Raw genomic sequence first — 19,230 nt, forward strand, 5'->3', positions numbered from 1 at the left:
ATCATGGATAAATCCCCTTCCCGCAATGTGCTGGGAGGCGCCCTGTGGATCAATCTCGCCAATACGGTGCGCATGCGGGAGCACCGGGTCACGGATATGCTGGAGGAGCCAGGTTATTTAGACGAATGGCTTCACGATAATGAATTGCACGGCTTGAACAATACCGCAGGGGCAGCTTCAGCTGTGCCGCGGGAAGACCTGCTGCCCGAACTGCTCCGTCTGCGCGGCGTGTGCCGGCTCGTTCTAGAAGACCTGGACCATGGCGGTACCTTGTCGGATGAGGCATTCGCCGCCATGGAGGCCGAAGCTTCGCGGTTAGACGTGGCGCTTCGGGCTGAGCGGGATGCGCAGGGCACCCCCCTTCTCATCACCTACGGGCAAACCGCCGTCCAAGGCGTGCTGTACCCCATCGTCCGCTCCCTCTTCGAGACGCTGGCAAGCGTATCTTCGGACCGCATCCGGATCTGCGAGCATGACGACTGCATCCTGCATTTTGTGGACACCTCTAAGAGCGGCAAGCGGCGCTGGTGCAGCATGGACACTTGCGGCAACCGCCATAAGGCGGCCGAATTTTATGCGAAGAAGAAGCAGCGCGGGAACTAAAATAAGCCTGGGATCGTCTGATGGACATCCCGGGCTTTAATCAAATGAGCCTGTTGCGTTGTTCACTGCCCTTGATTTATATGGCGGACACTCTCCAGTTTAGCTCCTTTGTCCAACGACTTGTAGGAGTATGTCGATAAGTACGTTTTTCCGACCTCTAACAAGTTCCAAGTGTTTTCATTATCGACTTTAATTTTAAACGCTCCTTCTTCTTTACTATGGGTTTTCTCGGCGACAATCCAGTATGTCGAGCCAATGAGCTGCTTATCGAGTATCGTTATGTCCCCTCCACTGGATGTTGGCCCGGTACATGCTGTCAACATACACATGAAAAGCCATGCTGCAATTATTTTTTTCAAGACCCTCTCCCCCGTTCCTGACTATTTCAATACCTAACGAAGCCACCAAGCAGCCTATCATTTATAAACAATGATGTTTACATAAAGTTGCCTTACACCTCGGATTTAAATGCTATAATAGCCTTAATTTAGGGCAAACCCATTACTTATAAGTACTATGAAAAGGAGCTTATACATATGGCTAATAAACGTTTGGATCATGTCGGCATCGTCGTACGGGATTTGGAGTCAACCATCCGATTTTATACCGAGATCGTGGGCCTGGAGCTGAAAGGCAGGCTGACACACACCAACGGCGTGTTCCAGCTGGCGTTTCTCGGCTTCGGGGGCAGTAACGAGACGGAAATCGAGCTCATTCAAGGCTACAGCTACGACCTGCCGGCTGAGGGCACGGTGCACCATTTTGCGATCCATGTCGACGATATTCAGAAGGAATTTGAGCGGATCCAGGCGCTCGACGGCGTGGAGCTGATCGATCAGGAAATCGTGACCCTGCCGAACGGATACCAATATTTCTTTATCTATGGTCCGGAAAAAGAATGGATCGAATTTTTCCAGAGATAATCTGGAATCGGGCGGATGTCTGGACACCCCCATGGGGATGGACTATAATATGGGAGGAAAACAACCCGAAAACCTTATAGAATCCGGGGTGCTGGAATTGGCCGGCTGAGATTGTATCCCTTCAAGATACTGACCCTTTTAACCTGATCTGGGTAATGCCAGCGTAGGAAACCGTTTGTCACGGCATACAAGCCGTGCTGATCTTGCGCATATGAAGCGTCCCGTTTACGGGGCGCTTTTTTCATTCATACTAGTGAAAAACGGGATTACGCCTTGCGAATGCTTCGATGATTCAGTCACTCAGATCGGCTTACGATTCTAAATATAACGGGGAGAGGGGATCACCGGTCGGTGCTTCCACAGAGAGAACAAGAACGGCCGGACATCAAAGGAGAGAGAAAGCCATGAAGAACAAATCCATCGGCCTGCTGCTGGTCTGCATGCTCGTACTGGCGCTTGCCGGATGCGGCGGCAGCCAGAACAATACGGGCGGCGGAGAAGGAACATCCGCTTCCGACACCACGGCAGGCCAGGACAACACCGCAGCGAAGCCGCTGAAGGACGTCAAAGTCGTCCTCGACTGGACGCCCAACACGAACCATACTGGGCTCTATGCTGCCAAAGACTTGGGCTATTATAAAGAAGAAGGCTTGAACGTCGAGATCGTGCAGCCGGGCTCCACCGGCGCCGACGCCATGGTCGCTTCCGGCAAGGCGCCCTTCGGCGTAAGCTATCAGGAGAGCGTGACCCAGGCCCGCACGCAGGGCGTGCCGCTCGTCTCGATCGCCGCGGTCATCCAGCACAATACGTCGGGCTTTGCCGCACCGGTAGACCGGGGGATCAAGACGCCGAAGGATTTTGAAGGCAAAACCTACGGCGGCTGGGGCTCCCCTGTGGAAGAAGCCGTCATGGGCTCCATCATGGAGATCGACAAGGCGGACGTGAAGAAGGTAAAAATCGTCAATATGGGCGACGCCGATTATTTTACCGCCGTGAAGCGGGACATCGACTTCGCCTGGATCTTCTACGGCTGGACCGGAATCGAGGCGAAGCTGCGCGGCGAGCCGCTGGACATGCTGTATGTCAAAGATTATTCCGATAAGCTGGACTACTACACACCGGTTCTCGTAACGAACGAGAAGCAGATCAAGGATGACCCCGAGCTGGTTAAAGCGTTTATGCGCGCGACCGCCAAAGGTTATCAGTACGCGATCGACAAGCCGGAAGAAGCTGCCAACCTGCTGCTGAAGGACGTGCCGGACCTCGATAAGCAGCTGGTGATCGAAAGCCAGAAATGGTTAAGTCCTAAATATCAAGACGACGCAGCCCGCTGGGGCGAGCAGAAGGAACAGATCTGGAAGGGCTATTCCGACTGGATGTACGATCACAAGCTGCTGGACAAGCCGCTGGACGTGAAGAGTGCGTACACGAATGACTTTTTGCCGGAACAATAAGCAGCACATAACCTAAGAGATACCGTAACCTATGAAGAGAGGAAGTAGATTCGCATGGCCAATACGCTGTTAAGCATTCAGGTGATCCCGAAGACGCCGGGCAACGAAGACTCTTACGCCTACGTCGACCGTGCCATTGAGGTCATTCAGCAGTCCGGCGTGAAGCATGAGGTGCACCCGCTGGAAACGACGATGGAGGGCGAGCTGGAGGAGCTGCTGGACGTCGTGCGCAAAATGCACGAAGCTCTGGTGGCCGCAGGCAGCCCGAGTATCATCTCCCAGGTCAAAATCGCCCATAATCCCGGCGGAATCAGCATGGACAAGCTGACGGAGAAGTACCGTCCATGAGAAGCTGGTGGAAAAACGTATGGCCGCCCCTCGTGGCGGTCATCTTCTTTTTGCTCGTGTGGCAGCTGCTGACCTCCCTGTTCCATATTGAACAATGGATTTTGCCTGCGCCGAGCGACATCGCCCGGGAAGCCGCGGCCGCTTCCGGCGGCTTGTGGGAGCATGTATGGGCCACGCTGAAGCTGACCGTGTTCGGCTTCGCCATCGGAACCGCCATCGGGCTGGTCATCGCACTGATTCTGCATTTGATTCCGTTTTTAAAACAGGCGCTGTATCCGCTGCTCATTCTAAGCCAAAATATCCCGACCATCGCCCTCGCCCCCCTGCTGATGATCTGGTTCGGCTTCGGCCTCCTGCCCAAGCTGATCGTCATCACGCTCGTCTGCTTTTTTCCGGTGGCGGTCGCCGCCCTGGGCGGCTTGAAGCAGACCGATCCCGTCATGATGAACTACATGCGCATGATCGGGGCGGGCAAGGGCCAAATCTTCGCCAAGCTGGAGCTGCCCCACGCGCTCCCTTCCATCTTCTCCGGCATTAAAATTGCCGCCACCTACAGTGTCATGGGTGCGATTATCGCCGAGTGGCTGGGGGCCGACAAGGGCATCGGCTATTATATGATGCTGCAAAAATCGGGCTACCGCACCGACCGCATGTTCGTGGCGATCATGATCATCGTCGTGCTGAGCCTGCTGATGTTCGGGCTGATTGCGCTGCTCGAAAAATGGTTCGTCCGCTGGAAGCCGAAGCAGGGCTAGCGGGCCAGGCCGGAAAGGAGAAATACCGTGATGAATAAAAAAACCGCGCCCGCGCTGGAGATCGTCTCCGTCAGCAAAAGCTTCAAAGAGAAGCGCCGAACACTGCCGGTACTCAGCGACATCTCGCTGACCGTGGGCCAAGGCGAATTCGTGTCCATCATCGGGCCGTCGGGAAGCGGCAAGAGCACGCTGCTGCACGTGATCGGCGGGCTGACCCGCCCGGATGCCGGCACCGTCCGGATGAACGGCGCCGAGGTAACCGGGCAGCAGGGGCATATCAGCTACATGCCGCAGCAGCCCGCCCTGTTCCCTTGGCGGACGATCGAGGACAATGTGCTGCTGGCCCAGGAGGTGCACGGCCCTGTCAGCCGGGAGGCCCGTGAGGACGCGCGGCGCTGGCTCGCCAAAGTCGGCCTGGCCGGCTTTGAGAAGGCGCATCCGCATACGCTGTCGGGCGGCATGCAGCAGCGGGCGGCCTTTCTCCGCGCGCTGCTCAGCCCGCAGGAGCTGATGTGCCTGGACGAGCCGTTCAGCGCGCTCGATGCGCTGACCCGCAGCGACATGCAGCGCTGGCTGCTCGACATTTGGGAAGAGAACCGCCGCTCGGTTCTCTTCATTACGCACAACATCGAGGAGGCGCTGCTGCTCTCGAGCCGCATTTACGTCTTCTCGAGCCGGCCGGCCGCGGTGCTGCACGCCATCGACGTGCCGTTTCCGCGCCCGCGGCGCGAGGAAGTGACAGAGGCTCCCGAGTTTCTGCAGCTGAAGCGTCAGCTGAGCGAATGGATGCGCGAGGAGCAGCGAAAAATGCAGGCTGCACAGCAAGGAGGTTCACGCCAATGAGCGGCAACCACAGCGAAGTAAAACCCGCAAACGGCCAAGAGATGGTCCTCGACCGGGCAGCAGCGGCATCCGCATCGCCGGCGGAGGCGAATCGGTCGCCGCTCGCGCCCTTGATCGATGCCCATATTCATCTCGATACTTATAAGGAGCACGAGACGCAGGCGCTGCTCGGGAGCCTGAAAGATGCAGGCGTCGCAGCCGTCATCGGCGTGTCCATGGATTTGTTATCGAGCCAAGCCAATCTGAGGCTTGCCCAGGCTTGGCCCGGGCAGGTCTATCCCGCCTTCGGCTTCCATCCCGAGCAGCCGCTCCATGCTGACCGCGAGATCGACGCGCTCTTCGGCTGGATGGCGGAGCATGCGGACGACATGGTCGCCGTCGGCGAAGTCGGCCTGCCGTACTACTCGCGGCTGGAGGCAGCGGAAGCCGGACTTCCATGGGATAACGGGCCGTACGAGGCGCTGCTTGAGCGCTTCGTCCGTTTTGCCCGGGACCATGACAAGCCGATCGTGCTGCACGCCGTGTACGAGGATGCGGATATCGCCTGCGATCTGCTGGAAAAGCACGGCGTCTCCCGTGCCCATTTCCACTGGTTCAAAGGATCGGCGGACACCGTGCGGCGCATGGCGGATAGCGGATATTACGTCTCGTTTACACCGGATATCGCCTATGAGGCGGAAATCCAGGAGCTCGCGCGCCGTTATCCCGCCTCCCAGGTGATGACCGAGACCGACGGGCCTTGGCCGTTCGAAGGGCCGTTCGCCGGTCAGATGACCCATCCCCGCATGACCGCAAAGGTGGCCTCGGTATGGAGCAGTCTTCGTGGCGTCCCCCTGCCGGAAGCCAGGGCGCTGCTGCATGCCAATGCCTGCCGTTTTTACGGCCTTCCGTGCTAAATCAAAAAAGGGTCTGCCCGCTACGGACAGGCCTTTTTCTTTTTACAAAACCAGGATATGCCCTTAATACAGCTTCTGCTTGTTTTCAATCTGCTTGGTATCCAGATTCAGTTCCTGATAATAGATCATGTTTTTGTCCACCTTGGTCACGTTGAAGATAACGCCGGTCTTCCGGGACGTTTCGGGACCCTTCACCACGGTGACGGTCTCAGCGAACACTTCGTCCGGTTCCGGTACGGCTTTCAAGGAATCTACACTGATCTGGCTTCGGTACGTATTCGGATGCTTATCGAAATATTCCGAAGACCGGATCAGCCTGCCATCCTCGTCCCATCTGGGCTCGCCAAAGGTGTTCAGCACCGCGTAGGGCTTCAAATCTCCGGTATAGTAAAGCTCCGATTTATAGCGGTCGGGATTGCGGCTCGTTACCCGGGTGACGATAAAGTAAGGCCCGGTAGGGCTTAGGGATACGCTTGACTCCTTGGCGCTGTATGTATGCTTGATGACGAGCTTTTCCGTTTTCGCCTGAAAGTCTCCGAAATAGACCTCGAAGCTGCTGCTGGCCGTCGATTTGATGTATACGTATTTTTGGGTGAGCCGGGAATAGCTCAAGCTTTTCACGGTCCCCGCGTTCGTCAGGGCCTTCATCTGATCGGCAAAAGAGGCGTTACTCCCCTGAACTCCCTGCTCCGCTGTTCCAGCTGCCCCACCTGATGAATGCCCGTTCTCCACGTTGCCAGGCTTTCCTGCCTCCTCGCCGGCGCTGATGGGAGCAGGAGTCCTTCCAAGGCCGTCATTCAAGCCGCCCGGTTCCGTGCAACCCGCCAAAGCCAGAAGCATACAGCATCCCGGCAGTACCATTTTGAATCTTGTCCGCATGTATGGCTGCTCCTTTTCCATAAAATAATCTTTTCTATATCTTTTAATCTGGGATAGCGATTATAAGCATTATAGAGACCCCTGCTTGTCTATAAAAGGGTGGCTCCGTTACTTTTGGATGAAGGTTTTGTCACCATTCCTAAGTTATTTACCCAGGAAAAGGAAAATTGGCACAACAGACACAATAAAAAAAGAGACCTGCGCTATTTTAAACGCAAGCCTCTTTTTTATCATAATCGAGTTACGGCGGCTGCCGGTTTATTTTTTCATAAAGCCTTTACCGCTCAAAAACTCCCGCATATGCAGCCGGATTGGCTCGGCCAAACGATCGGCCATAATCTGCGACCATGGCGTATCCCGCTTGCCGCCGGTACGCTCGGACAGGTAGCGCTGCATCGTTTGATCATATGCCTGCACCGGCTCCTGAATCCGCTCCTCGTTGTAACCGTTGCGGTGCAGAACCGCCTCCACCGGCAGACGCGGACGAATGCCCGGCTCCTGATCCGGCACACCCAGGCACATGCCGAATACCGGGTAGACAAGCTCCGGCAGGTTCAGCAGCTCGGACAATTCGGCGATACGGTTACGGACGCCGCCGATATAGACGATGCCAAGCCCGAGCGATTCCGCGGCGACCGCCGCCGTCTGTGCCGCTAAGGCCGCATCGACCGTGGCCACGATAAAATTCTCCGTCGAATCCACGTACGACTCCCGGCCGGCCATGTGCCCGGCGGTGACCTGATCCAAACGGTGCAAATCCGCGCACCAGATCAGAAACACCGGGCATTCCTCGATATAGGCCTGATTGCCGGCTAATTCGGCCAGCTGCTTCTTCAGGGCCGGGTCCGTGGCCGCGATAACGCTGTAGGCCTGAACATTGCTGGAAGTGGAAGCGCACTGTGCCGCAGAAATGATCTCGTTCAGCTGCTGCTCCGTGACCGGTTCATTCTTGAACTTGCGGATGGAGCGGTGGTTTTTTATTAAGGATATAACCTCGTTCATCAGTCATACATCTCCTAACGCGAGTGGTTATTGTCTAGCCGCCTCATGACTTGTACCGCACCTGCAATCGCGTGAATACAGGCAGACATGCACCTTTTTATTATAAACCAATCCTCTTCCTTTCAAAAAATGGATGCGCTGTGGCTTCCCCTGTTCTATTTTTCATAGAAATCCATTAGAGTGTATTTAGATAAACATCTAATTTCACTTACGCTAAATCAATTGTTGTTTGTTAATCACGTTAACGATTTGAACCGCAACACTAACGGTCTATGCCAAGGAGGCCCCTTTATGAATCCGATTGCCACCAGCACCACCTTTTATCTCGTCCGGCACGGCACCAAGGTCCGCGCCATAGGCGATGTCCCGCTTTCCCCCGAGGGAGTACTGGAAGCCCGTCAGACCGCCCGGCATTTAGGCCGGCTGCCCCTGGCCGCGATTGTGTCCAGCCCGCTCCGGCGGGCGGCGGACACGGCCGGATATATCGCTGAAGCGTCCGGCCTTCCCGTGCACACCGATGTGCGCCTGAGGGAGCGCGCCAACTGGGGCGACCTTCCCGGCCAAACCTTCGAAGCGTTTGTGCGCATGTGGGAACGATGCACGGACGACCGGGATTACGTCCCACCCGTCGGCGACTCCGCGCGGCAGGCCGGCGACCGGCTGTCATCGCTGCTGTCGGAGCAGGCTTTGCAGCATCCGGGCAAACATCTCGCCTTGATCACCCACGGCGGACTGATCACGGATTTTCTGCTCAATGCCTTTCCCGAGAGCGTGCTGAACCGCTGGCATCCCTCCTTTGTCTCCAGGCAGAGCGAGCTGGTGGCGGAGTGCTCGATCACGACCGTCCTGTCCGGCGGGCACGGCGGATTCGTTCTGGCCGGGTTCGCCTCCATCCAGCATCTTCAGAAGTAACCGGCAGCACAAAGCCCCGGCAGGGGGATTGTGGCACAGTCCCTGCCAGGGCTCAGATGGATCCGTCCATGAAGCGCATGGCGACCCGATATCTGTTGAGCGAGTTCCACATCGAAACATGGACTCATTACAGTGTAGCTATATCAATGACGAACCGGTACCGCACGTCGCTGCGAAGGACGCGTTCATAAGCCTCGTAGACTTGGTCGGCGCGGATCACCTCAATTTTAGGAGCAATGCCGTGCTCCGCTGAGAATTCAAGCATCTCCTGCGTTTCCCGAATGCCGCCTACGAGCGATCCGGCGATGCTGCGGCGGCCCATAATTAAGGAGAACACATTGTACTGATCCGGCTTGCCCGGTGCACCGACATTCACAAGCGTACCGTCGACGCGAAGGAGTGATAGATACGCATCAACGTCAAGATTCGCGGATACGGTGTTCAGGATGAGATCGAAACGGCCGGCCAGCGTTTTGAACGTATCCGGATCGCTGGTAGAAAAGTAATCGTCTGCGCCGAAGCTCCGGGCTTCGTCTTTTTTACCCATGGAGCGGCTCAAAACCGTGACTTCCGCACCCAGGGCATGCGCATATTGGATCGCCAGGTGGCCGAGTCCGCCCATCCCCAAAATGGCTACTTTTTTGCCGGGACCAGCGTTCCAATGCTTCAATGGGGAATACGTGGTGATGCCGGCGCAGAGCAGCGGGCTTGCCTCGCTCAACTCCAGACCTTCCGGGATCCGGACTACGAATCTTTCCGTAACGACGATCTTTTGGCTGTACCCGCCATAGGTCGGATTGCCGTCATAGTCCAGCGAATTATAGGTCTGAACGACGCCCTTCGTGCAATACTGTTCTTCCCCCATGAGGCAGTATTCGCACGCTCCGCACGAGTCTACAAAGCAGCCCACGCCAACGCGGTCACCCACCGCAAATTGGGTTACTTCCGAACCTACGGCCGCTACGATGCCGGCAATTTCATGACCGGGAACCATCGGGAATATCCCCCCGCCCCACTCATCGTAGGCACTATGTATATCCGAATGGCAAATACCGCTGTAATGAATATCGACTAAAATGTCGTCCGGCCGCAGCTCTCTCCGCTCAATCGTTGTTTTTTCAAAAGGCTTTTTTGCGCCTGGGGCGCTGAGCACGCGTGTTTTACACATGTTTTCTCACTACTCCTTTACTCATGGAATTGGATTGCCTTATGGATTGCATTTTTAGCATAAATCTTAAAGTTCACTTTAAGTCAAGGGTATTTTTCCATCAAATCAGAGACCACGATCCTTTGGCATAAACACTTCCTATTCCTGAGTTCTTTACGCAGATTTTGCTCAGGCATCCTCTGCTTTTCATACTGTGTTCCGTTTTCTCCAACAACCTGCTGCCTGTCCCATCGGTATTCGATCCATCCAACCGCTCATTTCAGTTACCTCTGAACATCATTTATGCTAAAGTTAACTTTAAAAACAAATACAGAGAGGTGTATCCATGAACAGTATAAAAGAGGTCACGCAGATGACTGGAATTTCGGCTTCCGCGCTCCGGTACTATGAAAATGAAGGCCTGCTCCCTCATGTCAAACGCGATGAGAACGGAAAACGCCAATACGATGATGAGGACCTGGAATGGGTTCATTTCATTACCGCACTCCGGGCAACGGGCATGCCCATCGTGCAGATACAGAGATATGTCCGGTTGTATCAAGCGGGCGATTTCACCATTTCGGAACGTAAAGCGATGATGCTCCAGCATAAAAAAGATATTGAAAATAAAATAGCCGATCTCTACCGCAATCTGGATAAAATCAATTATAAATTGGCGCTGTACGACGTGCTCGAAGCTCAAAGGAATCATGCGGACATTAAAATTTGACCGACCCGGGCCATATTGCCAGGCATCAGTCCTGATCAGGAGCCATGGGAAATGATTTACACGCAAAAAGCCCAAGGGGCCGGCGTTCATCCGGTTCCCTTGGGCGTATTTGATGTGCAGTATATGCAGTTACACTAGCGACCGGCATAATCCTTGCCACCGCCGTTTAAGTCTAATCGGCGGCAGAGTCACAGCTTCACCCGCTGCAGGCGCAGCGCGTTCAGCACGACCGACACGGAGCTGAACGCCATCGCCGCGCCGGCCAGCCATGGCGCCAGGAAGCCGGCCGCGGCGATCGGGATGCCGACCGTGTTGTAGGCGAGCGCCCAGAACAGGTTCTGCTTGATGTTGCCCATCGTCCGGCGGCTCATCAGAATCGCGTCGGCGATGGCGTTCAGATCGCCCCGCATCAAGGTGACGTCGGCGGCCTCCATCGCCACGTCCGTCCCTGTGCCGATCGCCATGCCGATATCGGCCGTAGCCAGGGCCGGGGCGTCGTTGATGCCGTCCCCGACCATCGCGACCTTGCGGCCGGCCTGCTGCAGCTTCTTCACTTCCTCGGCCTTGCCTTCCGGCAGCACCTCCGCCAGCACGCGGCGGATGCCGGCCTGGGCCGCAATCGCCTGCGCCGTCCGCTCGTTGTCGCCGGTGATCATGACGACCTCGATGCCCATCTCCTGCAGGCGGGACACCGCCTCGCGCGACGTCTCCTTGATCGTATCGGCGACGGCTACGAGCCCGGCATATCTGCCGTCCACCGCCACCAGCATCGCCGTCTTCCCGGCCTCCTCCAGCCGATTCATTACCGGAATGGCGCTGTCCAGCGCTACTCCTCGTTCGGCCATCAGCTTCCGGGTGCCGATCAGCACGAAGCGGCCGTCGACCCGGGCGGAGACGCCGTAGCCCGGCAGATTGGCAAAATCCTTCGCTTCCGGCAGCGGCAGCCCTTTACTCCGCTCCTGCGCGCCCGCCACGATGGCTTCCGCCAGCGGATGCTCGGAATGCTTCTCGACCGCGGCAGTCATCCGCAGCAGCGACTGCTCGGTCATGAGCGGCGCGGGCACCACGTCCGTCAGCTGCGGCTTGCCGCTCGTCACGGTGCCGGTTTTGTCCAGCACCACCACCTGGACGTCCTGCGCCGACTCCAGATGCTCCCCGCCCTTAAACAGGATGCCGAACTCCGCGGCCCGGCCGGAGCCGGCCATGATGGAGGTCGGCGTCGCCAGTCCGAGCGCGCACGGGCAGGCAATGACGAGCACCGCGATGGCCTTCTCCAAGGCAGGGGCAAAGTGGCCCGGGTCCACAAGGAAATACCAGGCCAGCCCGGTTACAATCGCTATGCCGACCACGATCGGTACGAAGATGCCGGAAATGACGTCGGCGATCCGCTGGATCGGTGCCTTGGAGCCCTGCGCCTCCTCCACCACCTTGATGATCTGGGCCAGCGCCGTCTCGCTGCCGACCTTCGTCGCCCGGATGCGCAGCACGCCGTTCTTGTTCAGCGTAGCGCCCACTACGTTGTCCCCGGTCCGTTTCTCGACCGGGAGGCTTTCGCCGGTCAGCATCGACTCATCTACAGAGGACGATCCTTCGAGTACCCGCCCGTCCACCGGGATCTTCTCCCCGGGACGGACGATCACGGTATCGCCGGCGGCCACGTCCGCGACCGGGATGCTGACCTCTTTCCCGTCCCTCAGAACGAGCGCCGTTTTGGCCTGCAGTCCCATCAAGCTTTTGATGGCCTCCGAGGACCGGCCTTTGGCCAGCGCCTCAAACCACTTGCCCACCAGAATCAGCGTGATCAGAATGCTGCTCGTCTCATAATACATTTCCACCGAATGGTTCATTCCCATCGCGGCGGAGGCAATCGTCAGATACAGACTGTAAAAATAAGCGGCCGATGTACCCAGAGCGACCAGCACGTCCATGTTGGCGCTCCAATTGCGCAGTGCTTTATAGGCTCCGACATAGAACTGCCCGCCGATGATGAACTGTACCGGCGTAGCCACAATCAGCTGGAACCAAGGGTTCATGAACAGCGAGGGCACAGGGATCCATGCCGTAAAGGAAAAGTGGCCAACCATCGCCCATAGAAGCGGCAGGGAGAGAATGGCCGACATCATCCACTTCCACCGCTTGTGCTGGATCTCCTGACGGCGGAGCTCGGCGGTATCCTTGGCTTCCTGCTTCGGAATCGCCTTGTACCCGAGCTGCTCCACCTTATGCATCATGTCCTGCACGGTCACGGTCCCCGGCATGTATTCCACCCGGGCCGTTTCCAGCGCCAGATTGACATTCGCCTCCGTCACGCCGGACAGCCGGCCGAGCCCCTTCTCGATCCGGGTCGCGCAGGCTGCACAGGTCATTCCCGTAATGTCAAAATCCATCGTTTCCTTCATCGTACCGTAACCGAGCGATACGATTTTGTCTTCCAGCTGCTTCAGATTGGTCTGCTTCGGATCATAGGTGACGGAGGCCTTCTCCAATGCCAGGTTCACGTTCGCCCGGCTGACGCCCTCCATCCGGCCTAACCCCTTCTCGATCCGGGCTGCGCAGGCCGCACAGGTCATTCCCGTAATGGGCAGGGTCGTATGCTTCTCCGATTGATCCGGCGTATGCTGTTCCATAGCCGCGTCCTCTCCTTTCCCCAAGTCTATGGCATACCCCAGCGGGGTATAAACTGGAGTCAAAAAAGGCAGCGCCCGCAAATCACGTAAATTCGCATCGCTGCCTGGTATAAAGCGGAGGACATCCTCGCCTCCGCCATCTTCTGAAACTCGTATTCGAGGCGTAACATCCGCCTGATCTAATGTTTAGACAACATCGTAGCCTTGATCCTCAATCGCCGCCTTAATGGTGTCCAGGCTTACTTTGTTCTCGTCATAGTCCACAGTCACCGTATTGGACGGCAAGTCAACCTTGCCTGCGGCGCCGGCATTCTTCACCGCGCCTTCTACCGCATTGACGCAGTGGTTGCACGACATGCCTTGAACGTTAAGCGTAACTTGTTTCATCATATATTCCTCCTTAAGTTGGATAATCCCTGCTTCTCATGCAGGTATTATTTCATTAATTTCTTCACCGTAACCAGCAGTTCGTCAATCACTTCATGGTCTCCGGCTTCGATCCGCTCGACCACGCAGCTCTTCATATGACCCTCCAGGAGCAGCTTGCCTACGCCGTTCAGGGCCGATTGGATCGCCGCGATCTGGTTCAGCACATCATCGCAATAGGTATCCTTCTCGATCAGGCCTTTCACGCCGCGGATCTGTCCTTCAATCCGGTTCAAACGGGTAATCAAATTGTTCTTGGTTTGTTCCGAATGGTGGCTGTGCCGCTCGCTGCATCCCCCTTCGCAGGAGCTGTGAGGACCGACTGCGGAGAGCAGGGCATCGCCCGTCATTCCTTCGACCTTCATTTCGACCTTCGCCATAAGGACACCTCCTATGCCGCTTTGATACCATCATTATACGATACCCCCCAATAGTATGCAAGCGCAGAACCGTCAGATGATGATTCGTTTTCCATTCCGCCTTGAAAATTAAAGGAATTAAGATTTAACAAGGCGAAATAAACATCTGATTCGAATATCCATTTTTTTGCTGCAGGGAGATAAATCTTATGTTCAAAAAACGTCTTATTACGCAGCAGCAAATTCCCGGGTTGGTCGGCACGATGGTGTTCTGCCTGCTTGGCACCCTTCTGTTCCTGCTCCATATGCGCAGCCTGTCCCTCGAATATACTTCAGCGGACTGGCTTCTTCTCGGCTCCATGCTTGCCGCGTCGCTGGTTCTGTATATGTATACCTTCCAGGTTCCCCCGGACGGGAGCAAGCAGTCGATGGACTCGGTCGTATATCTGGCGTGCATCTTTACTTATGGGAGCGCGGCTTCTCTGGCCATGCTGCTGGTCAGCGCGGTCATCTTCGCCTTCATCGAACGGAAATTAGCATGGTGGAAGCACCTTCTCAACTTCTCCATCTATTCCATCATGATTTCTGGTGCAGGCGGCATGTTTCATCTGATGGGCGGCCGTCTGGGCTACCTTCAGAACGTTCATTTGCCGGCATACGTCGGCGCCCTCGTTGCTTATTTTATACTGAACCTGATATGTATCAGCTTGTACTACTGCTTGATGTACCGCAACCGGGACAACCTGTACGCCCTGCTGAAGGGGTTGCTGCGGGAATCCATGCTTGTCTACTTATGCATCCTGATCCTCTCTCTCGTGCTCACGATCATGGTCGTTCATAACGGCGTGACGGGACTGGGGCTGTTTCTCGGCATCAGCCTGCTGCTGTCCCACCTGTTCCGGATGCAGTTCGGCATGTATCAGCAGGTGCAGGAGCGCGCCAATACAGATCAGCGGACAGGATTGTACAATCACACCTACTTCGAGCAAATTCTCGACGTACAGCTGCAGCAGGCGAGAAATACCGGCAAGCCGCTGTCCCTCGCCATGGTCGATATCGACGATTTCAAAAAGTACAACGACCACTTCGGTCATCTGAAGGGCGACCGGCTGCTGGGTCTCATGGGCCAAATTTTAAAAGAAGAATCGGAAACGGCCGGCATTTCCGCCTCCCGGTACGGCGGTGAGGAGTTTTCCCTGCTGATGCCCGGTTACGATACGCAGCAAGCCCTTGAGTTTATCAACCGTCTGCGCAAACGGATCAACGATACCCCTTACGAAGGCGTAGAAATTTTTCCGCATGGATGCTTGTCCTTCTCAGCCGGCATTTCCGGATACAAGCCCGACATTCACGACAAATCGCTATTGGTGGATCAGGCGGACCAGGCCCTCTACGGTGCCAAAAAACAGGGTAAAAACACCGTACAAATCTTTGGGGAATCCCAGCCTGTTCAGGATGAGCAGGACATCGCCCAGGACGTCAAAAACATCGAGCAGCTGCTCAGCCTGTTTCTGTACAAGGATATCGATACGTTCAAGCATTCCAAGCGGGTGTTTCGCTACGCCATGGATATGAGCAAAGTACTCGGGCTGGACCCGGTCAGCCGGAAGCAGTTCGTGCTCGGGGCACTCATCCACGATATCGGCAAGCTCGAAATACCGCGCGACATTATCCGGAAGCAGGGCAAGCTGAGCCCTTCGGAATGGGAAACGGTGAAAAAGCATGTCGTTTGGGGCAAGGAAATCGCGCTCATTCAGGAGCCGTTCAAAGCGCTGGTGCCCTATATCGAGCTGCATCATGAACGGTACGACGGCAAGGGATATCCGCATGGGTATCAGAGGGAGGAAATCCCCCTGCTGTGCCGGATGCTCACCGTGATCGATTCCTTTGACGCCATGACCTCGGAGCGCCCATACCAGAACACCAAATCGGTCGAAGATGCAATCCGCGAGTTGCGCGCCTGTGCCGGAACCCAGTTTGACCCGGACCTGACCGAGCTGTTCATCCGGTATATCGAAGCCAGACAGAAGGGCAAAGCCCTCCCTGCTGCGGATGTGAACCTTCTCTATGCGGGTTCGCCTACAACGTCTTGATTTCACACGTATTCTATTTATATGAACGAAAAACCCGGCGCATGTCTGCGAGCATGATCCGGGTTTCTTCAACTTGATTTCATTGCTTTCTTAATCTAAAAAGATACCCTTGCGGGTACCCTTTTTCTCTCCGTCCGGATAAGCCCAGCCGGCTTACCCGCGCTCCGTGTTTAACTCGTATGATGTTTGGTGTAATTCCTTAATCATGTGCTGCAGGAACATGTTCTGTTGACGGCTGATTCCGTACTGGTTATCTTTAATGATCAATTGTTGAATCCGTTTCTTCAGCAGCTCACTCCGACGTTCCAACACAGCCAAACTCATGAATAACATCACTCCTGATTTCAATTTTTTCGTTCATTGGGAACTCCCTTTTTATTATATCGAGACCTGAAACTTATTGAAAATGTGCTGAAAATGGCTGATCCCGGCCCTCGCGGGCTGAACCGCGATGACCGGGGCTCAGAGCCCCCAGCCGGAGAAATCCTGCCGTATCCTCCGGTATCCGGCAAGTCAGCCGCCAAACATCCCATTTTATGGAAAAATTTAGCTTCCGAAAAAGAAGAATCGCCTAGATCCATCCAGCTTCATGGCGAAAGTTCACGAAATCGATGAATCCTGTGGTCCGCTATAGCCCATTAGGGTCATTTTCATCTCGGAACGATGGCTATACAATTACCAATGTGCCGGCCGCAAGCGGCGGTAACGGCACCGAATTCAAAGTAGGTGAATCCTTGATATGTTCAAACGTAATATGAAACCGCTATGGGTGTGGATGCTGGTGATCTTCATCGGAGTGCTCATTCATCCTGCCTCCAGTTCGGCCCATGCCTATCTGACCAAGTCCAGCCCGTCCGATAATGAAGTGATGACGCAGACGCCAGCCAAAGTGACGCTTCAGTTCAACGAGGCGCTGCAGCCGGCCTTTCACTCCATCATCGTGATGGATTCGTCCGGAACAGAGGTTAACCAGGGCAGCAGCAGAGTTCCGGCCGGACAGCCGGCCGTCCTGGAAGTCGACCTGAAGACCGGTCTTCCGGACGGTATTTATACAGTTCAGTGGAAAGCCGTGTCCGGTGACGGCCATCCGGTGAACGGAACGTTTCCGTTCCAAATCGGCACAGGCAGCCAGGGTACGGCCAGCCACATTGTGTACGCGGGTTATACGCCGGGCGCCGATCTGATCCTGATCCGCTGGGTCTTTTATGTAAGCTTGGCTTTTCTGCTTGGCGTTTTATGCTTTTATCTATATTTGCTGCCTGCGGGCGGAGGGTCCCGGCATCCGGTGTTATCTCCTCGGAGCCGTAAGCTTCTGGGCATATCCTATGCCGCTCTGATCCTCGGTGTGCTCCTGAGCCTGCCGATGCAAACGGCGATCGAAGCCGGAGTCGACTGGAGCGAGGTGTGGAACGCAGAGCTCCTCGGCAAAATGCTGCGCATTACGAGCTTCGGCCATATTTGGCTGGTGCAGGTGATCCTTGTACTGTTCCTGGGCGCACTGCTCTATGCCGCAACCCAGAGCACCGAGCAAAAAGGGCTCCGTGCGTTGTATGCGGGCACACTGCTCACCGGCGTGGGGCTGCTGCTGTCCAAGGCATTCATTGGGCACGCCGCTTCGGCCGAATCGATATGGATGCCGGTATTTATGGATTTCCTTCATCTCGTGTCGGTTTCCATCTGGCTCGGCTGCCTGCTCGCCCTCGGCTTGATTCTGCCTAGGGAGGCATCGCTGCCAGACGAACCGGATCTTCGTAAAAAGAGTTACTTCGCGGTCATCGAGCGCTTCTCTCTATGGGGCACCACCTTGGTGGCGGCTGTGCTGATCAGCGGCGTGTACGCCTCGCTGACGTATGTACCGACCTGGTATTCGCTCCTTCACACCGCCTACGGACGCATCCTGCTGCTGAAATGCGTGCTGCTGCTGGTGATGCTCGGCTTCGCCGCTGTGCACCTCATCCGCGGGCAGCGCCGCAGCAAGCCGCTTGGCGCCGGCGTATGGATCGAATTCGCGGCCGGCATTGCGGCCCTGGTGCTCGCCGCCGCCCTCTCGAACCTGCCCCCGGCATCTTCCAATCCGGGGCCGGTGAGTGTGCAGCAGACGCTGGATAACCGCACCGTCGTCACGCTGCAGATCAGCCCGAATATCGCGGGCGAGAATACCTTCGAGGTAGGCGTGAAGGATGCCAGCGGCAAGCCGGTGCAGGGCATTCAGCAGATCAAGCTGACGCTGACCTCGCTGGACATGGATATGGGCAAATACGAAATCGAGATTCCCGGCGCCGACAAGACGTATAAAGCCCAGGACCTGATCAGCATGGCAGGCCGCTGGAACGTCCATGTCCATATTTTGACCGAGTCCCTCGACGCCTGGGATACCGATTTCCAGATTACCGTCGGAAGCAGTTGAAGCATGCGGGCAAGTGATATCGGCCTCATCACCAAATACAATATAAAGGGGTATTGAGCATGAAAACATTGTTGAGCAAACGCATCCCGTTCTTGATCACGGCAGCCGCCGGCCTGCTTCTGTTTTCCGGCATCGCCAGCGCCCATGTGACGGTCAAGCCGGCCACATCGGCTCCGGGAGCCTGGGAAACGTACACGATCAAGATTCCGTCTGAGAAAGAAGTGGCCACTACCAAGGTAACGTTAAAAGTGCCGGAGAACGTGGACCTTAAACAGTACCAGCCGGTGCCGGAGTGGAAAGTCACGACCGAAAAGGATGCCTCGGGTAAAATCAAAACCATTACGTGGAGCGCTACCGGGGCCGGCATCAATGCCGGTGAATTCCAGCAGTTCAACTTCGTTGCGCAGAACCCGGACCAGGATGCCGATGTCGCCTGGGACGCCTACCAATATTACAAAGACGGCAGTATCGTGGAATGGACGGGTGACGAAGGCGCGGATTCGCCTCACTCCATCACCAAAATCACCGTCGCGGAATCCACGGAGCCTGCCGATCACGGCCATGACGACACGGCCTCCACGGATAACGGAGCCGGGGCCGACACGTCCGCTCAGGACCAGGCTGCCGTACCGACTCAAACCCCGGCCACGGCGGATTCCGGAAGCAGCGGCGTTCAGACCGCGACGCTGGTCGCCTCGATTGCCGCCCTGCTGCTGTCCATCGTGTCCTTGATCACTTCGTTTACGAAAAGACGGCAATAAACGACCGGTAAAAACGGCTGCTCAGAGAAACTGTCCATGACAGCTCGACAAAGCGATGTTAAAGA

At 56.1% G+C, this 19,230-nt stretch carries 20 protein-coding genes and 1 riboswitch; of the genes, 12 read left to right on the forward strand and 8 right to left on the reverse strand.

Going from position 1 to position 19,230, the window contains the following annotated elements; translation table 11 throughout:
* Positions 1-3: 3 nt before the first annotated feature.
* The gene (locus BCV73_RS26965) at positions 4-603 is read left to right on the forward strand and encodes a CGNR zinc finger domain-containing protein (protein ID WP_089549214.1); all 600 of its coding nucleotides are present in this window, start codon (positions 4-6) and stop codon (positions 601-603) included.
* Between the two features lie 62 nt (positions 604-665).
* On the opposite strand, the gene BCV73_RS26970 is transcribed toward BCV73_RS26965, so the two are convergent.
* On the reverse strand, positions 666-962 hold the full coding sequence (locus BCV73_RS26970) for a hypothetical protein (RefSeq protein ID WP_089549215.1): 297 nt from the start codon (positions 960-962) through the stop codon (positions 666-668).
* A 177-nt stretch (positions 963-1,139) separates the two neighbouring features.
* On the opposite strand from BCV73_RS26970, the gene BCV73_RS26975 reads away from it, so the two are divergent.
* From BCV73_RS26975 to BCV73_RS27000, 6 genes are all read left to right on the forward strand, one after another.
* Positions 1,140-1,526 (forward strand): VOC family protein, encoded by a 387-nt coding sequence (locus BCV73_RS26975; RefSeq protein WP_089549216.1) that lies wholly within the window; start codon positions 1,140-1,142, stop codon positions 1,524-1,526.
* Positions 1,527-1,600: 74 nt separating this feature from the next.
* Positions 1,601-1,713, forward strand: a riboswitch (TPP riboswitch).
* Between the two features lie 217 nt (positions 1,714-1,930).
* A complete protein-coding gene (locus BCV73_RS26980; protein ID WP_089549217.1) occupies positions 1,931-2,980 on the forward strand; it encodes an ABC transporter substrate-binding protein in 1,050 nt (349 codons plus the stop codon).
* A gap of 54 nt (positions 2,981-3,034) precedes the next feature.
* Positions 3,035-3,328 (forward strand): thiamine-binding protein, encoded by a 294-nt coding sequence (locus BCV73_RS26985; protein ID WP_076172706.1) that lies wholly within the window; start codon positions 3,035-3,037, stop codon positions 3,326-3,328.
* A complete protein-coding gene (locus BCV73_RS26990) occupies positions 3,325-4,083 on the forward strand; it encodes an ABC transporter permease (RefSeq protein WP_076172705.1) in 759 nt (252 codons plus the stop codon). Before BCV73_RS26985 ends, BCV73_RS26990 begins: the two co-directional genes overlap by 4 nt.
* A 30-nt stretch (positions 4,084-4,113) precedes the next feature.
* On the forward strand, positions 4,114-4,926 hold the full coding sequence (locus BCV73_RS26995; RefSeq protein ID WP_076172704.1) for an ABC transporter ATP-binding protein: 813 nt from the start codon (positions 4,114-4,116) through the stop codon (positions 4,924-4,926).
* Positions 4,927-4,967: 41 nt separating this feature from the next.
* Positions 4,968-5,822: a TatD family hydrolase gene (locus BCV73_RS27000; RefSeq protein ID WP_089550421.1), complete on the forward strand. Its 855-nt coding sequence runs from the start codon at positions 4,968-4,970 to the stop codon at positions 5,820-5,822.
* 63 nt (positions 5,823-5,885) lie between these two features.
* Here BCV73_RS27000 and BCV73_RS27005 read toward each other — a convergent pair whose 3' ends face one another.
* A complete protein-coding gene (locus BCV73_RS27005) occupies positions 5,886-6,701 on the reverse strand; it encodes a hypothetical protein (protein ID WP_089549218.1) in 816 nt (271 codons plus the stop codon).
* 258 nt (positions 6,702-6,959) lie between these two features.
* Entirely contained in the window at positions 6,960-7,703 is a 744-nt protein-coding gene (nfsA, locus tag BCV73_RS27010; protein WP_089549219.1) for an oxygen-insensitive NADPH nitroreductase, read from the reverse strand.
* 249 nt (positions 7,704-7,952) lie between these two features.
* Here nfsA and BCV73_RS27015 point away from each other — a divergent pair, with 249 nt between their 5' ends.
* Positions 7,953-8,615 (forward strand): histidine phosphatase family protein, encoded by a 663-nt coding sequence (locus BCV73_RS27015; RefSeq protein WP_256993016.1) that lies wholly within the window; start codon positions 7,953-7,955, stop codon positions 8,613-8,615.
* 127 nt (positions 8,616-8,742) lie between these two features.
* Here the strand turns inward: BCV73_RS27015 and BCV73_RS27020 are convergent, their stop codons facing one another.
* Positions 8,743-9,783, reverse strand: coding sequence for an NAD(P)-dependent alcohol dehydrogenase (locus BCV73_RS27020; protein WP_089549221.1), 1,041 nt, complete (start codon positions 9,781-9,783; stop codon positions 8,743-8,745).
* Positions 9,784-10,108: 325 nt separating this feature from the next.
* Here BCV73_RS27020 and BCV73_RS27025 point away from each other — a divergent pair, with 325 nt between their 5' ends.
* Positions 10,109-10,492 (forward strand): MerR family transcriptional regulator, encoded by a 384-nt coding sequence (locus tag BCV73_RS27025; RefSeq protein WP_089549222.1) that lies wholly within the window; start codon positions 10,109-10,111, stop codon positions 10,490-10,492.
* A 188-nt stretch (positions 10,493-10,680) separates the two neighbouring features.
* On the opposite strand, the gene BCV73_RS27030 is transcribed toward BCV73_RS27025, so the two are convergent.
* The 3 genes from BCV73_RS27030 to BCV73_RS27040 form a co-directional block, all read right to left on the reverse strand.
* Positions 10,681-13,119: a heavy metal translocating P-type ATPase gene (locus tag BCV73_RS27030; RefSeq protein WP_089549223.1), complete on the reverse strand. Its 2,439-nt coding sequence runs from the start codon at positions 13,117-13,119 to the stop codon at positions 10,681-10,683.
* Between the two features lie 186 nt (positions 13,120-13,305).
* Complete coding sequence (locus BCV73_RS27035) at positions 13,306-13,506, reverse strand: copper ion binding protein (RefSeq protein WP_076172696.1); 201 nt, start codon at positions 13,504-13,506, stop codon at positions 13,306-13,308.
* Positions 13,507-13,553: 47 nt separating this feature from the next.
* Positions 13,554-13,895 (reverse strand): metal-sensitive transcriptional regulator, encoded by a 342-nt coding sequence (locus BCV73_RS27040; protein WP_076172948.1) that lies wholly within the window; start codon positions 13,893-13,895, stop codon positions 13,554-13,556.
* A 218-nt stretch (positions 13,896-14,113) separates the two neighbouring features.
* Between BCV73_RS27040 and BCV73_RS27045 the strand changes: the two genes are divergently transcribed.
* A complete protein-coding gene (locus BCV73_RS27045) occupies positions 14,114-15,997 on the forward strand; it encodes a bifunctional diguanylate cyclase/phosphohydrolase (RefSeq protein ID WP_089549224.1) in 1,884 nt (627 codons plus the stop codon).
* 153 nt (positions 15,998-16,150) lie between these two features.
* Here the strand turns inward: BCV73_RS27045 and BCV73_RS35175 are convergent, their stop codons facing one another.
* Positions 16,151-16,321, reverse strand: a complete 171-nt coding sequence (locus BCV73_RS35175; RefSeq protein ID WP_163880247.1) for a hypothetical protein — start codon at positions 16,319-16,321, stop codon at positions 16,151-16,153.
* Between the two features lie 415 nt (positions 16,322-16,736).
* Here BCV73_RS35175 and BCV73_RS27050 point away from each other — a divergent pair, with 415 nt between their 5' ends.
* A complete protein-coding gene (locus tag BCV73_RS27050) occupies positions 16,737-18,404 on the forward strand; it encodes a copper resistance CopC/CopD family protein (RefSeq protein ID WP_089549225.1) in 1,668 nt (555 codons plus the stop codon).
* 59 nt (positions 18,405-18,463) lie between these two features.
* Positions 18,464-19,165, forward strand: a complete 702-nt coding sequence (locus BCV73_RS27055) for a YcnI family copper-binding membrane protein (RefSeq protein ID WP_089549226.1) — start codon at positions 18,464-18,466, stop codon at positions 19,163-19,165.
* Positions 19,166-19,230 lie beyond the last annotated feature (65 nt).

It is taken from the genome of Paenibacillus sp. SSG-1 (genome assembly GCF_002224835.1).
GTDB lineage: Bacteria > Bacillota > Bacilli > Paenibacillales > Paenibacillaceae > Paenibacillus_AQ > Paenibacillus_AQ favisporus.

Coding starts and splice junctions, on each gene's coding strand:
- BCV73_RS26965 (WP_089549214.1), top strand. CDS start 4: ATGGATAAATCCCCTTCCCGCAATGTGCTGGGAGGCGCCCTGTGGATC.
- BCV73_RS26975 (WP_089549216.1), top strand. CDS start 1,140: ATGGCTAATAAACGTTTGGATCATGTCGGCATCGTCGTACGGGATTTG.
- BCV73_RS26980 (WP_089549217.1), top strand. CDS start 1,931: ATGAAGAACAAATCCATCGGCCTGCTGCTGGTCTGCATGCTCGTACTG.
- BCV73_RS26985 (WP_076172706.1), top strand. CDS start 3,035: ATGGCCAATACGCTGTTAAGCATTCAGGTGATCCCGAAGACGCCGGGC.
- BCV73_RS26990 (WP_076172705.1), top strand. CDS start 3,325: ATGAGAAGCTGGTGGAAAAACGTATGGCCGCCCCTCGTGGCGGTCATC.
- BCV73_RS26995 (WP_076172704.1), top strand. CDS start 4,114: ATGAATAAAAAAACCGCGCCCGCGCTGGAGATCGTCTCCGTCAGCAAA.
- BCV73_RS27000 (WP_089550421.1), top strand. CDS start 4,968: ATGGTCCTCGACCGGGCAGCAGCGGCATCCGCATCGCCGGCGGAGGCG.
- BCV73_RS27005 (WP_089549218.1), bottom strand. CDS start 6,701: ATGCGGACAAGATTCAAAATGGTACTGCCGGGATGCTGTATGCTTCTG.
- nfsA (WP_089549219.1), bottom strand. CDS start 7,703: ATGAACGAGGTTATATCCTTAATAAAAAACCACCGCTCCATCCGCAAG.
- BCV73_RS27020 (WP_089549221.1), bottom strand. CDS start 9,783: ATGTGTAAAACACGCGTGCTCAGCGCCCCAGGCGCAAAAAAGCCTTTT.
- BCV73_RS27025 (WP_089549222.1), top strand. CDS start 10,109: ATGAACAGTATAAAAGAGGTCACGCAGATGACTGGAATTTCGGCTTCC.
- BCV73_RS27030 (WP_089549223.1), bottom strand. CDS start 13,119: ATGGAACAGCATACGCCGGATCAATCGGAGAAGCATACGACCCTGCCC.
- BCV73_RS27035 (WP_076172696.1), bottom strand. CDS start 13,506: ATGAAACAAGTTACGCTTAACGTTCAAGGCATGTCGTGCAACCACTGC.
- BCV73_RS27040 (WP_076172948.1), bottom strand. CDS start 13,895: ATGACGGGCGATGCCCTGCTCTCCGCAGTCGGTCCTCACAGCTCCTGC.
- BCV73_RS27045 (WP_089549224.1), top strand. CDS start 14,114: ATGTTCAAAAAACGTCTTATTACGCAGCAGCAAATTCCCGGGTTGGTC.
- BCV73_RS35175 (WP_163880247.1), bottom strand. CDS start 16,321: ATGAGTTTGGCTGTGTTGGAACGTCGGAGTGAGCTGCTGAAGAAACGG.
- BCV73_RS27050 (WP_089549225.1), top strand. CDS start 16,737: ATGTTCAAACGTAATATGAAACCGCTATGGGTGTGGATGCTGGTGATC.
- BCV73_RS27055 (WP_089549226.1), top strand. CDS start 18,464: ATGAAAACATTGTTGAGCAAACGCATCCCGTTCTTGATCACGGCAGCC.